Here is a 12,893-nt window from a genome sequence, read left to right as displayed (position 1 = left end):
GCCGGGCGTGGCGTTCGCGGTTCGGGAATCGCCGCGAGGCCGTTTTTCCCGGTCGGGCGGCCTTGTTGCGGCGATTTCGCGGCTCTCGTTGAGGCCGCTGGTGTGTCAGGCCGCCGCGCCGCTCTTCAGCGATTCGACGAGCTCGACGTATTGCTGCTTCGCAGCGTCCTGCGCGGTGCCCTGGAGCGCGGCCCATGCGTCGTACTTGTATTTGCCGACGATGTCGGTGAAGCCCGGCTTGTCGCCGTGCACGTCGCCTTCGCTGGCCTGCTTGAAGAGCGCATAAAGACGCAGCAGCGTGAGATTGCCGGGGCGCTCGGGCAACTGCTTGACGTCTTGCTGGGCCTGGGCGAACTGGGTATCGATGTCGGTCATGGTCGTGTGGCCCGCTGGGCGGGCGTGGATGGGATCGGCCGAAAATCATAACAATTGAGTGCGGCCGCGGGGCCGAGGGCTTATTCCAAACGGCGGCCGGGGGCGGCAAGCGGCGGCAAGGCGCGCGAGGCGGTGCCAAGGGGCGCAACAGGCCAAGAGGCACCAAGCGGCGGGTAGCGAGCAGCGGTGGCCACGCGACCACCCGGCCCGCGCGCGCCGCGAGGCCGCAAACCACCATCCCCGTGCACGGCGCCGATTACAATACGGTCCATGACTCAAACAGTGCTCCTTGCCCTCGATACTTCGACCGAATTCTGTTCGGCGGTGCTCGTGTCCGCGAGCGTCGATACCACTGGCCGGCCCACTGCCGAACCCCGCGTCTGGGTGCGCCACGAACGGACCGGCGCGGTCTCCAGCACGCGGCTGCTTCCCGCGATCCGCGAGCTGTTCGCCGAAGCCGGCCTCGCGCTCGCGGACTGCGACGCGATCGCGTTCGGTGCCGGTCCCGGCTCGTTCACCGGTCTGCGTACCGCGACCGGCGTCGCACAAGGCCTCGCGTTCGGCCTGAATCTGCCGGTCGTGCCGATCGGCACCCTGCTCGCGTGCGCCGAAAGCGCGCGTCTGCGCGATCCTTCGGTGACGCGCGTGCTCGCCGCGCTCGACGCGCGCATGGACGAAATTTACTGGGCCGACTACGCGTGGGATGACGCGCAACACGAATGGCGCGTCGTGCAGACGGCATCGCTCGATGCGCCCGAGCGGCTCGTGCTGCCCGACGCGCCGTTCACGCTCGCCGGCAACGCGGCTGCGGCGTTCGGTGCGCGGCTGCCGGCCGTGGTCGCCGCACGGACGGTCGACGGCGAGGCGCTGCCGCATGCGTTGCCGCTCGCCTACGCGGCGCTGCGCGCGTTTCACGCCGGCCGCACGGTGCCTGCCGATCAGGCCGCGCCCGAATACGTGCGCGACAAGGTCGCGCAGACCACGGCCGAGCGCGTCGCCGAAAAGGCGGCCAAAGCGGCGGCACAGGCAGGGCAAGCGGCGCAGACCGCCGGGCACGCGCCCGACGGCGGCGCGTCCGCACAGGCGCCGCACGGCGAGGCGCGGCGATGAGCGGCGTGCTGCTCGCGGACCGCTACATGTCGCCGATGACCGAAAGCGATCTCGACGAAGTCGCCGCGATCGAGAAGCTCGCCTACGAGTTTCCGTGGAGCCGCGGCAATTTCGGCGATTCGCTGCGCAACGGTTATTTCGGCGTTTGTCTGCGCCACGTGACGGGGACGCTGCTCGGCTATTGCGTGCTGATGCCGGTCGTCGACGAAATGCATCTGCTCAATCTATGCGTCGCGCCGCAGGTACAAGGCGCGGGCGCGGGCCTTGCGCTGCTGCGCGAGGCGGTGCGCATCACGCGCGCCGAAAGACTCGAGGGCCTGCTGCTCGAAGTGCGGCCGTCGAATCATCGGGCGATCCGGCTGTACGAACGTTTCGGCTTCGCGTCGATCGGCCGGCGCAAAAATTATTATCCGGCGCGGCATCGCGGCCGGGAGGACGCGATCGTGATGCGTCTTTCGTTTGCCACGGAGGGCGAAGATGGCGCTGCATGAATCGGTACTCGAAGAATTCGGACTCGCGCCGCTGTGGGTGCGGCGCGGCATGGCGGCGCGGCAGCCGGCGGGCGAGGCGGCTGTCGGACTCGGTGATGCCGGGGGCGCGCACGCACCGCGGGACGAAGGGGGCGAGAGCGTGCATGCTAGGGCGCGCGAGCAGGATGTGCCGGCGGGTCAAACTCAGGCTCAGGCGCAAGGCGAACGGCGTGCGCCCGAGGAGCGCGACGAAGCGATGCTGGCGGAAGATCCACGCCATCGCTCCGACGATCGCGCCGCCCGGGAGCGCGCGGACGAGTTGCAATCGATGCAGGGCGACGTGCGCGATGAGCGTCGAGCGGAGCCCGCATCGCGGACCATGCCCGAAGCGATGCACGCGTCGGCGGATCGGGGCGAGCCATCGCCAGCCCGACGCGAACCCGCTCAGCAGGATACGACCGCAGCCCGACGCGAACCCGCTCAGCAGGACGAAGCCGCAGCGCATCGCGAACCCGCACAATCGCGAGCATGTCAGCAGGAGCAACAGCGGGCGCAACCGCCAGCCTATTCTCCCGCGCCGCCCAACTTCGACGCTCCTCCCGACGACGACTTCGCGTGGTTCGACGATCTGCCCGCGCATTCGCGTGCTAGTGAATCCGCTCATGAACCCGTTGAAGCCCGCGGCAACGCTCCCGCACTGCCTGCCGTCCACACGCTCGACTGGGACGCGCTGAGCGAGCGCGTCGCCGCGTGCGAGTCGTGCCGCCTATGCGAGAAGCGTACGAACACGGTGTTCGGTGTCGGCGATCGCAACGCCGAGTGGATGCTGGTCGGCGAAGCGCCGGGCGAGAACGAGGACCGCCTTGGCGAACCGTTCGTCGGCCAGGCCGGCAAGCTGCTCGACAACATGCTGCGTTCGCTCGCGCTGGCGCGCGGCACCAACGTCTATATCGCGAACGTGATCAAGTGCCGTCCGCCCGGCAACCGCAATCCGCAACCGGACGAAGTCGCGCGTTGCGAGCCGTATCTGCAGCGCCAGGTCGCGCTCGTCAAGCCGAAGCTGATCGTCGCGCTCGGCCGCTTCGCCGCGCAAAGCCTGCTGAAGACCGAGGCCAGCATTTCGTCGCTGCGCGGCCGCGTGCATCGGTACGAGGGCGTGCCGGTGATCGTCTCGTACCACCCCGCGTATCTGCTGCGCAGCCTGCCCGACAAGGCGAAGGCCTGGGCGGATCTGTGCCTCGCGCGCGATACGTGGCTCGCGGGCGGCGGCGCGCCGTCGAACGAGCCGAAGTGACGACGCCCGAGGGGCCGGCGGCGCACGATGCCGCCGCGCCGATCTCTCGCGCCGGGCTGCTCGACACGCTGCTCGGTGTGTGGCCCGATAAGCGGGGCGATGAGCGTCCCGATGTGCGCATTGAAGCGCCTGGTAAGGCACACGCTCACACGCACACGCAAGCGGTCGCGCCATCCGCGCCGCAATCCAGCGCGCCACTCCACTCGTCATCCGAGTCGTCACCCGACATAGCCGCCGCTCCCTCGCACAACGATCCGTTGCGCGACCCCGCCGTGCGCGATCTCGCGTGGTTGCTGCTGAGTCCCGATCTGTTGCGTCCGCAATTGCCGGTCGGCGTGCTGGCGAATCCCGTCGAAACGCCGCAGCAACGGCAGGCGACCGTCGCCTGGCTGCGCGCGCTCGATGCCGCGCCTGAGCCGCTCCATCGCGATCTCTCGGCGACGCGCATCACGCGCCTGGGCCGCTATGCCGAGCGGTTGCTTGGCTGGTTTCTGCAGCATGGACCGGCCGCGCAACTCGTCGCCGCGGGCGTGCCGTTGCGGCGCGCGGGCGTCACGCTCGGCGAATGCGATTTTCTCGTGCAGACGCACGAAGGCGCGCGGCTGCATTGGGAACTGGCGGTGAAGTGCTACCTGCACGCGGGAGCCGCACGCGAAGCGCAGGCGGGACGTCTCGCCGATTACGTCGGCCCCAATCTGAAAGACCGCTTCGACATCAAGCTCGCGCATCTGCTCAATCATCAGTTGCCGTTGAGCGCGCGCGAGGAGTTCGTGCTGGCCGGTTATGCGGGGCCGTGGACGCCGCAGATGTTCGTCAAAGGCTGGCTGTTTTATCGGCATGGCGAGACGCCGCTCGATCCGCCCGAGCTCGATCCCGCGCATGGGCGGGGCTGGTGGGTCACGCGCGGCGACTGGCCCGGGTTCGCGGCGGCCCATGCGCGGATCTGGCGGGTCTTGCCGCGACTGGAATGGCTTGCGCCGCGACGCGTAGCGGCTCTGGAAGAGCAGGGCGACGACGAACGCGCGTCATACGTCGATGCGCCTACGCTCGCTGTACAGACTTCGCATCAACACAGCCCGGTGATGGTCGCCGCGTTCGTCGAAGACGGTGCCGGCCATCTGCTCGAACGCTCGCGCGGCTTTATCGTGCCCGACGACTGGCCCGAGCAGGCGCGGCATTACGCCATGCAATAGCCGCAACGCAGTCGTGCGGCAGTAGTGCGGCATTCGCGGCGTGCGATCGCGATCGAGTTTGCGACGCATCGCGAACACAGGCGCATACGCACGCATCTGCGCACACGCGCAACGATAAATCCCTCACCACCAGCGGTGAAAATGATGCACCGGCCCCACGCCGTGACCGACTTCGAGACGGTCGCTCGCCTGCAACGCGCCGGTCAGATAAACCTTCGCGTCGGCCACCGCACTCGCGAGATCGCCGCGCTGCGGAATCAGCGCCGCAATCGCCGACGACAGCGTGCAGCCCGTCCCATGCGTATTCTTCACCGGCACGCGTGGCCCGCCGAGACGCAAGGCGCCGCTGGCCTGCACGAGCCAGTCGGGGCTGTCCGCCGCGCTCAGGTGGCCGCCCTTCATCAGCACCGCACGCGCGCCGAGCGCGCGCAGCGCTTCGCCCTGGCCGGTCATGCCGGCTTCGTCGGTGGCAGGCTGCATGCCGAGCAATGCGGCCGCTTCCGGCAGATTCGGCGTCAGCAGGTCGGCGAGCGGCAGCAGTTCGTCGCGCACGACCGCGACCGCATCGGGCAGCAGCAAGGCGTGATGGCTCTTCGAGATCATCACCGTGTCGAGCACGATGTGCTTCGGCTTGTGACGGCGCAGCGCATCGGCGACCGCGCGCGCGATCGGCGCATTCGCGAGCATGCCGATCTTCACCGCGTCGATGCGGATGTCGTCGAACACCGCGTCGAGCTGCGCACTGACGAAGCCCGGGTCCGGTGCATGAATCGCGCTCACGCCGCGCGTGTTCTGCGCGGTCAATGCGGTGATGACGCTCGCGCCATAGGCGCCGAGCGCGGAGAAAGCCTTCAGATCGGCCTGGATGCCGGCGCCGCCGCCGGAGTCGGAACCGGCGATCGTCAGCACATTGGGAATCGGTTGAGTCATGGTCAGGCGAGGAAGAAGGCGCGCGCGCGGGGAGCGCATGCGCATCGTCGAAACAGCCGGCTCGCGGAACGAAACACGCGGCCGGCCCGGGGGGCCAGCGCCTGTTCAGCGCTGGCTCAGTGTTTAGCTTCGCCGATCAGCGCGACCGAATCGAACGCGCGCTGGTTCGCCTGGTGGCGCCGCATCACGAGCCACATCATCAGGCAGACGAAGGTGCCGAACAGCACGATCACGGCCGCGACCGGCACGTCGAGCCACACGAGCACCGCGTACAGGCACAGCATCACGAGCACCGAGAGATTCTCGTTGAAGTTCTGCACGGCGATCGAGTGTCCCGCCGACAGCAGCACGTGCCCGCGATGCTGCAGCAGCGCGTTCATCGGCACGACGAAGAAGCCCGACAGACCGCCGACGAGCATCAGGAAGAGATACGCGACGATCAGATAGCCGGGCATGTGCATGCGGCCGAAATAGATGCCCCAATGCGAGGGGAACAGATCGCGCGTATAAAACGCCATCAGCATCACGGCGATCCCCATCATGATGCCGACCGGCAGCACCGAGAGCGACTTCTTCAGCGGCACGCGCGAGGCCGCGAAGATCGCGCCGCCCGCGACGCCGACCGCCACCACCGCCTGCAGGATCGCCGCTTCGGACAGCGACATGCCGAGCGACACCTCGGCCCACTTCAGCACGATGAATTGCAGCGTCGCGCCGGCACCCCAGAACAGCGTCGTGACCGCGAGCGAAATCTGTCCGAGCTTGTCGCGCCACAGCACGAGAAAGCAGTCGGCGAAATCGGTGATGAGGCGGATCGGCCCGTGTTCCTGCTTCGGATAGCGCGCGCCGGTATCGGGAATGCGCAGATTGAAGAGCGCCGCGATGACGTAGATGCCCATGATGACGAGCATCGCGGCTTCCGAGGGCGTGTTCACGGTGGGAATGCGCAGGTGCAGGATGGGCGCGGCGATATGCGGACTGATCAGCGCGCCGCCGAGCACGGTGCCGAGAATGATCGAGCCGACCGTGGTGCCCTCGATCCATCCGTTCGCGGCGACGAGCCGGTCAGGCGGCAGCAGTTCGGTGAGGATGCCGTATTTGGCGGGCGAGTAGGCCGCCGCGCCGAAGCCGACGATGCCGTAGGCGATGAGCGGATGCGCGCCCATCAGCATCGTGATGCAGCCGAGAACCTTGATGGTGTTGGTGACGAACATCACGCGCCCTTTCGGACGGGAGTCGGCGAAGGCGCCGACGAAGGCGGCAAGAACGACGTACGACAGCACAAAGAACAGCTTGAGCAGCGGCGTCATCCAGTTCGGAGCGTGAAGATCTTTCAGCAGTGCGATAGCGGCGATCAGAAGCGCATTGTCGGCCAGCGACGAAAAAAACTGCGCGGCCATGATGGTGTAAAAACCTTTTTTCATCTGATGCGATGCTGTCCTCGCTGCGGTCTGTCCGCCCCGGCCGTTTGCAGTGCGTCCGGGCTTATGCCGATCGAAATGGGTTGTGCGCACGGCTTTATATCACGAAAATAGCTGGATTCGGACTAGCAGAATCCTTGATCGCACCGCCCAGCGGGCCGCCGAGCGCCGAAAACGCCAGGTAAGCCGCTGATTCGCAAGTGTCTTTACGAAAAAATCCCATGCCGCGCCCCCTCTCAGCCACGATACATACCGCTGCTCTCGCCAATAATCTTGCCGTCGCCCGGCGTTATGCGTCGAAGTCCAAAATCTGGGCCGTCGTCAAGGCAAACGCGTACGGACATGGCCTCGCGCGCGTGTTTCCGGGCTTGCGCGCAACGGACGGCTTTGGGTTGCTGGACCTCGAAGAAGCGGTGAAGTTGCGTGAATTGGGCTGGGCGGGCCCCATTCTTTTGCTCGAAGGCTTTTTCCGACCGACCGATATCGACGTGATCGACCGCTACAGCCTGACCACCGCGCTGCATTCGGACGAGCAGTTGCGCATGCTCGAAATGGCGCGCCTGTCCAAACCGGTCAACATCCAGTTGAAGATGAACACCGGCATGAACCGGCTCGGCTACACGGTCGAGAAATTCCGTGCCGCATGGGAGCGCGCGCGCGCCTGCCAGGGCGTCGGCCAGATCACGCTGATGACCCATTTCTCCGACGCCGACGCCGAGCGCGGCATCGCGCATCAGATGGCAGCGTTCGAGCGCGGCGCGCAAGGCATTGCCGGCGCGCGCAGCCTCGCGAATTCGGCGGCCACGCTCTGGCATCCGGAAGCGCATTTCGACTGGGTGCGCCCCGGCATCATCCTGTACGGCGCGTCGCCCTCGGGCGTGACGGCCGCGATCGAGAGCACCGGCCTGCAGCCCGCGATGACGCTCGCCTCGGAACTGATCGCCGTGCAGACGTTGAGCGCGGGCAATTCGGTCGGCTACGGTTCGACGTTTACCGCGCGCGGCGCCATGCGTATCGGCGTGGTCGCGTGCGGTTACGCGGACGGCTATCCGCGCGTCGCGCCGGAAGGCACGCCGGTGATCGTCGACGGCGTGCGCACGCGGATCGTCGGGCGCGTCTCGATGGACATGCTGACGGTCGACCTCACGCCGGTGCCGACCGCCAACATCGGCTCGCGCGTCGAGCTGTGGGGCACCGCCTTGCCGATCGACGACGTCGCCCAGGCCTGCGGCACGATCGGCTACGAGCTCATGTGCGCGGTCGCGCAGCGTGTGCCGGTCCGTGCGGAGTAACGCGTGGCGAAAGCAAAGACGTTGTACATCTGTAGCGAGTGCGGCGGGCAATCGCCGAAGTGGTCGGGCCAATGCCCGTCGTGTCAGGCGTGGAACACGCTCGTCGAATCGGTGGCCGAGGGGCCGGCCACGCATCGTTTCCAGTCGCTCGCGAAGAGCACGCCGGTGCGCCGTCTCGCGGACATCGAAGCATCCGACGTGCCGCGCTTCACGACCGGCGTCAGCGAATTCGACCGCGTGCTCGGCGGCGGTCTCGTGCCGGGCGGCGTGGTGCTGATCGGCGGCGATCCGGGCATCGGCAAATCGACGCTGCTGCTGCAAGCGCTCGCGGAAATCGCCGCGCACAAACGTGCACTGTATATCAGCGGCGAAGAGTCCGGCGCGCAGATCGCGTTGCGCGCGCAACGGCTCTCGCTGCTCGAACCGGGTTCGACCGCGAGCGAGCTGCAACTGCTCGCGGAAATCCAGCTCGAAAAGATTCAGGCGACGATCGCCGAGCAGCGTCCCGACGTCGCCGTGATCGACTCGATCCAGACCGTCTATTCGGATGCCTTGACATCGGCACCGGGCTCGGTCGCGCAGGTGCGCGAATGCGCGGCGCAACTGACGCGCATCGCCAAGCAGTCGGGCACGACGATCATCATGGTCGGTCACGTGACCAAGGAAGGCGCGCTCGCGGGCCCGCGCGTGCTCGAACATATCGTCGATACGGTGCTGTACTTCGAGGGCGACACGCACTCGTCGTATCGCCTCGTGCGCGCGATCAAGAACCGCTTCGGCGCGGTCAACGAACTCGGCGTGTTCGCGATGACCGAGCGCGGCTTGCGCGGCGTCGCGAATCCGTCGGCGTTGTTCCTGTCGCAGCACGAGCAGTCGGTGCCGGGCTCGTGCGTACTGGTCACGCAGGAAGGCACGCGGCCGCTGCTGGTCGAGGTGCAGGCGCTCGTCGATGCGGCTAACGCGCCGAATCCGCGGCGTCTCGCGGTCGGCCTCGAGCAGAACCGTCTCGCGATGCTGCTCGCGGTGTTGCACCGGCATGCGGGCATCGCCTGTTTCGATCAGGACGTGTTCCTCAACGCGGTGGGCGGCGTGAAGATCACCGAGCCCGCCGCCGACCTCGCGGTGCTGCTCGCGATCCATTCGTCGATGCGCAACAAGCCGCTGCCGAAGGGGCTCGTCGTGTTCGGCGAAGTGGGCCTCGCCGGTGAGATCCGGCCGTCGCCGCGCGGCCAGGAGCGTCTGAAGGAAGCGGCCAAGCTCGGTTTCTCGGTCGCGGTGATACCGAAGGCCAACGCGCCGAAACAGCCGATCGAAGGCTTACAGGTCGTTGCGGTCGAACGGATCGAACAGGCCATCGATCGGGTCCGCACGCTCGAATAAACAGGGACTTGCGGCGCGCGGGCGCCGTGGGTGCGCCTTGCATGCCGTAATGCACGGTAAATATCTCGTTCCTGGCTGTAACCTGGCCGCCACGCCTTTTTTCTAAGCTGTAAGGGTCTATGTCTCTTCTGATGCCCGAAAAAAGGATCGCGCTTTGAAACAGTCACATGAAACCGCAGCAGAGCGTTCTATCCAGGTGCGTGGTTGCCGGGTCTCCGCACCGATTCACCAGCCTTGGGGCGGCGCCTGCCGGATCGTCGAATGGATCGACACGGCGGGGCAGATATCGCGGCGGGTGGTGGCCGAGGACGTGACGCCCGCCGAGGTGCGCGCCACGATCAGCCGCCATGTGGAAGGCCGCAAGCATCTGCTGTACGACGACGAGAAGTCGCCGCGTCAGACGCTGCCGAGACAGACGGTGGTGCGGCGTTGAGCGTGGGGTCTGCACGCCTCTTTTGCACGTTTGTATTTCAAGCTTGTTTTCCGCGCCTTGCCTGATGCGTTTGTTCTCGTCATGCGACGGCCGCCGAGGTCCATCGTATTGCGGTATTGCGGTATTGCGCGAGGCCGCGCATTTGATTCTCGTGGAATCCGTCGCGCAGCCGCCGTGGCGGCATCCGCGCTAACCCGCGAAGTTCTCCCCATCGCTGTCGTTCAGGCCATCGCTTGCCGCCGCATACGCCTGCGGATCGAACAGCGGATGCCGCGCGGCCTCGGCCGCCGTCAACACCGGCGACACGCAGCAGTCGAGCGCTTCGAGCGACTGCATCCATTCCGCTAGCGTGCGCGTGCCGATCACGGCGCCCAGTTCCTCTGTGAGCGCAAGCGCATCCGGACCGCCGATCGCCTGACCCAGACTCCAGTGACGCGTCGCCCATTCGGGCCGGTCGAGCGCCATGCACAGCGTTTCCCAGAACTTCAGTTCGAGCGCGCCGACCGCGAGCCAGCGGCCATCGCGTGTGCGATACAGGTTGTAGCAGGGCACGCCGCCGTTGAGCAGGCCGGCGCCGGCGGCGGGCGCCGCGCCCTCGTTGGCGAGCGAGACTTGCGCGATGACGTTGTGCGCATACGAAGCGTGCGTCATCGAGACATCGACGAAGCGGCCTTCGCCGCCGCGCGCCACCTGCCAGAGCGCGGCGAGAATCTGCGTGACGGCGGCGAGTGCGCCGCCGAGCAGGTCGGCGATCTGGAAGTTGGGCAGGATCGGCGTGCCGTCGCGCGCGGCGAGCTGATCGAGCACGCCCGCATAGCTGATGTAATTCAGATCGTGGCCGGCGTGCTGCGCGAACGGACCGCTCGCGCCATAGCCGCTGATCGCGCAATAGACGAGCCGCGGATTCGCCGCGCGCAGCGTCTCGTAGCCGAGGCCGAGACGCTCCATCACGCCGGGCCGGAAGCTCTCGATCAGCACGTCCGCGTCGGCCGCGAGGGCGCGCAGCACATGGCGCCCCGCCTCCGATTTGAGGTCGAGGCGCGTTTCGCGCTTGCCGCGATTGACCATCCGGTAGAACGCGCCGGGCCGTCCCGCGACGCGGTCAGCCGACGATTGCAGCATCGTGCGGGTCGGGTCGCCCGCGCCGGGCGCTTCGATTTTCAGCACGTCGGCGCCGAGTTCGGCGAGCCGCAGCGCGGCCACCGGGCCGGGCAGCAGACGCGTGAGGTCGAGCACGCGCAGTCCTTGCAGCGCCGGGGCCGCCGGTGAGGTGGACGATGAGGTTGCGAATGACAAGGCCAGGCTCCCATCGATGCCGGCGCGGCCCGGCGCTGCGTGCCGCTAGCCGATCTGTTCGAGTTCCTCGTGCGTCTCGAGCCATTCGGCTTCGAGCGTGTCGAGGCGCGCATTCACATCTGCCTGCCGGCGGATCGCGTCCGTCAGCTTGCTCTTCTGCTCGGGCTCGTAACTCGCGGGATCGGCGACGAAGGCGTCGAGCGTCGTTTTCTCCGCGTTGAGCGCGTCCATTTCCTTTTCGATCTTCGCGATACGGCTTTGCAGCGGCTTTTTCAGATGCGCCAGCTTCTGCCGCGTTTCCGCTTCGAGACGGCGCTGTTCCTTGCGATTGACGTTGCCGTCGGCATTGCCTGCCGCGCCGTTGGACGCCGCCTCGGCCGCGCCCGAGGCATTCGCCTTCAGCGCCGCGCGCTGCTCGGCCGCATGCTGCAAGAGCCAGTCGCGATAGTCGTCGAGATCGCCGTCGAACTCCTGCAGACGGTGCTTCGCGACCAGCATGAACTGGTCGGTCGTCGCGCGCAGCAGATGGCGGTCGTGCGAGACCAGAATCAGCGTGCCTTCGAATTGCGCGAGCGCCATCGTCAGCGCGTGGCGCGTTTCGAGGTCGAGGTGGTTGGTCGGCTCGTCGAGCAGCAGCAGGTTCGGCTTCTGCCAGATGATCAGCGCGAGCGCGAGGCGCGCTTTTTCGCCGCCAGAGAACGGCGCGATCTTCGCGGTCGCCATGTCGCCGGAAAAATTGAAGCTGCCGAGGAAGTCGCGCAGTTCCTGCTCGCGCGTATCGGGCGCGAGGCGCGCGAGATGCTGCAACGGCGTGTCGTCGGGGCGCAGCGTTTCGAGCTGATGCTGCGCGAAGTAGCCGATGCGCAAGCCCTTGCCTTCGCGCACGTGGCCGGAGAGCGATTCGAGCGTGCCCGCGAGCGTCTTGATGAGCGTCGACTTGCCCTGGCCGTTCGCACCGAGCAGACCGATGCGCTGACCGTTCTGGATCGACAGCATGACGCGCTCGACGATCGGAATCTCGCTGCCGTCTTCGGCGCGATAGCCGCAGCGCACGTCTTCCATGACCATCATCGGATTCGGCGCGGAGTCGGGCGTGCGGAATTCGAACGTGAACGGCGAGGCGACGTGCGCGGGCGCGATCAGCTCCATCTTCTCCAGCGCTTTCACGCGGCTTTGCGCCTGGCGCGCCTTGGTGGCCTGCGCCTTGAAGCGGTTGATATAGCTCTGCAGATGCGCGACCGTGCGCTGCTGCTTTTCGTACGCGCTCTGTTGCAGCGCGATCTGCTGCGCGCGCAGCACTTCGAATTGCGAGTAGTTGCCGCCATAGCGCTTGATCTGCTGGTTTTCCAGATGCAGCGTGACGTTGCAGACCGAATCGAGAAACTCGCGGTCGTGCGAGATCACGATCAGCGTGCCGGCATAGCGGTTGAGCCAGTCTTCGAGCCAGACGATCGCGTCGAGGTCGAGGTGGTTGGTCGGTTCGTCGAGCAGCAGCAGGTCGGAGCGGCACATCAGCGCCTGCGCGAGATTGAGCCGCATGCGCCAGCCGCCCGAGAAGCTGCTGACCGGCTCGCGCGTCTGGTCGAGCGTGAAGCCGAGGCCGAGCAGCAGCGCTTCGGCGCGTGCCGGCGCGGTGTAGCCGTCGGCGTCGGCGAACGCCGCGTGCGCTTCGGCTTCGGCCGCGCCGTCGTGGGCCGCC

12 protein-coding genes are annotated in these 12,893 nt (G+C 67.1%); 7 read left to right on the top strand and 5 right to left on the bottom strand.

Features of this window, described 5'->3' with window-relative positions; all coding sequences use genetic code 11:
- Positions 1-105: 105 nt before the first annotated feature.
- Positions 106-375 carry an acyl-CoA-binding protein gene (locus tag GXB81_RS10745; protein ID WP_167045161.1) on the bottom strand — a complete coding sequence of 90 codons (270 nt, stop codon included), beginning with the start codon at positions 373-375 and terminating at the stop codon, positions 106-108.
- A gap of 270 nt (positions 376-645) precedes the next feature.
- Here GXB81_RS10745 and tsaB point away from each other — a divergent pair, with 270 nt between their 5' ends.
- The 4 genes from tsaB to GXB81_RS10725 all read left to right on the top strand — a co-directional run bounded on the left by tsaB (position 646) and on the right by GXB81_RS10725 (position 4,442).
- On the top strand, positions 646-1,485 hold the full coding sequence (tsaB, locus tag GXB81_RS10740) for a tRNA (adenosine(37)-N6)-threonylcarbamoyltransferase complex dimerization subunit type 1 TsaB (RefSeq protein ID WP_205989101.1): 840 nt from the start codon (positions 646-648) through the stop codon (positions 1,483-1,485).
- Positions 1,482-1,976, top strand: coding sequence for a ribosomal protein S18-alanine N-acetyltransferase (rimI, locus tag GXB81_RS10735; RefSeq protein ID WP_167045167.1), 495 nt, complete (start codon positions 1,482-1,484; stop codon positions 1,974-1,976). Before tsaB ends, rimI begins: the two co-directional genes overlap by 4 nt.
- Positions 1,963-3,249: a uracil-DNA glycosylase family protein gene (locus GXB81_RS10730; RefSeq protein ID WP_205989100.1), complete on the top strand. Its 1,287-nt coding sequence runs from the start codon at positions 1,963-1,965 to the stop codon at positions 3,247-3,249. The genes rimI and GXB81_RS10730 overlap by 14 nt, the downstream gene beginning before the upstream one ends.
- 227 nt (positions 3,250-3,476) lie before the next feature.
- Complete coding sequence (locus tag GXB81_RS10725) at positions 3,477-4,442, top strand: DUF1853 family protein (RefSeq protein WP_205989120.1); 966 nt, start codon at positions 3,477-3,479, stop codon at positions 4,440-4,442.
- A gap of 123 nt (positions 4,443-4,565) precedes the next feature.
- Here the strand turns inward: GXB81_RS10725 and thiD are convergent, their stop codons facing one another.
- Together thiD and lplT are read right to left on the bottom strand one after the other, a co-directional pair.
- Positions 4,566-5,372: a bifunctional hydroxymethylpyrimidine kinase/phosphomethylpyrimidine kinase gene (gene thiD, locus GXB81_RS10720; RefSeq protein ID WP_167045173.1), complete on the bottom strand. Its 807-nt coding sequence runs from the start codon at positions 5,370-5,372 to the stop codon at positions 4,566-4,568.
- 116 nt (positions 5,373-5,488) lie between these two features.
- Entirely contained in the window at positions 5,489-6,796 is a 1,308-nt protein-coding gene (gene lplT / locus GXB81_RS10715) for a lysophospholipid transporter LplT (protein WP_167045176.1), read from the bottom strand.
- Between the two features lie 218 nt (positions 6,797-7,014).
- Here lplT and alr point away from each other — a divergent pair, with 218 nt between their 5' ends.
- The 3 genes from alr to GXB81_RS10700 all read left to right on the top strand — a co-directional run bounded on the left by alr (position 7,015) and on the right by GXB81_RS10700 (position 9,898).
- The gene (gene alr, locus GXB81_RS10710; protein WP_167045179.1) at positions 7,015-8,085 is read left to right on the top strand and encodes an alanine racemase; all 1,071 of its coding nucleotides are present in this window, start codon (positions 7,015-7,017) and stop codon (positions 8,083-8,085) included.
- 3 nt (positions 8,086-8,088) lie between these two features.
- Positions 8,089-9,465, top strand: coding sequence for a DNA repair protein RadA (gene radA, locus GXB81_RS10705; RefSeq protein WP_167282595.1), 1,377 nt, complete (start codon positions 8,089-8,091; stop codon positions 9,463-9,465).
- 154 nt (positions 9,466-9,619) lie between these two features.
- Positions 9,620-9,898: a DUF2866 domain-containing protein gene (locus GXB81_RS10700; protein ID WP_167045185.1), complete on the top strand. Its 279-nt coding sequence runs from the start codon at positions 9,620-9,622 to the stop codon at positions 9,896-9,898.
- Between the two features lie 189 nt (positions 9,899-10,087).
- Here GXB81_RS10700 and GXB81_RS10695 read toward each other — a convergent pair whose 3' ends face one another.
- The gene (locus GXB81_RS10695; protein WP_167045385.1) at positions 10,088-11,149 is read right to left on the bottom strand and encodes a CaiB/BaiF CoA-transferase family protein; all 1,062 of its coding nucleotides are present in this window, start codon (positions 11,147-11,149) and stop codon (positions 10,088-10,090) included.
- A 90-nt stretch (positions 11,150-11,239) separates the two neighbouring features.
- Positions 11,240-12,893, bottom strand: a 1,654-nt coding sequence (locus GXB81_RS10690; protein ID WP_205989099.1) for an ATP-binding cassette domain-containing protein, incomplete at its 5' end; no start/stop codon positions are given.

This window comes from Paraburkholderia sp. Ac-20336, from assembly GCF_017105025.1.
Classification (GTDB): Bacteria; Pseudomonadota; Gammaproteobacteria; order Burkholderiales; family Burkholderiaceae; genus Paraburkholderia.
This window is presented reverse-complemented; position numbering and strand designations above follow the sequence as displayed.

Coding starts and splice junctions, on each gene's coding strand:
- GXB81_RS10745 (WP_167045161.1), bottom strand. CDS start 375: ATGACCGACATCGATACCCAGTTCGCCCAGGCCCAGCAAGACGTCAAG.
- tsaB (WP_205989101.1), top strand. CDS start 646: ATGACTCAAACAGTGCTCCTTGCCCTCGATACTTCGACCGAATTCTGT.
- rimI (WP_167045167.1), top strand. CDS start 1,482: ATGAGCGGCGTGCTGCTCGCGGACCGCTACATGTCGCCGATGACCGAA.
- GXB81_RS10730 (WP_205989100.1), top strand. CDS start 1,963: ATGGCGCTGCATGAATCGGTACTCGAAGAATTCGGACTCGCGCCGCTG.
- thiD (WP_167045173.1), bottom strand. CDS start 5,372: ATGACTCAACCGATTCCCAATGTGCTGACGATCGCCGGTTCCGACTCC.
- lplT (WP_167045176.1), bottom strand. CDS start 6,796: ATGAAAAAAGGTTTTTACACCATCATGGCCGCGCAGTTTTTTTCGTCG.
- alr (WP_167045179.1), top strand. CDS start 7,015: ATGCCGCGCCCCCTCTCAGCCACGATACATACCGCTGCTCTCGCCAAT.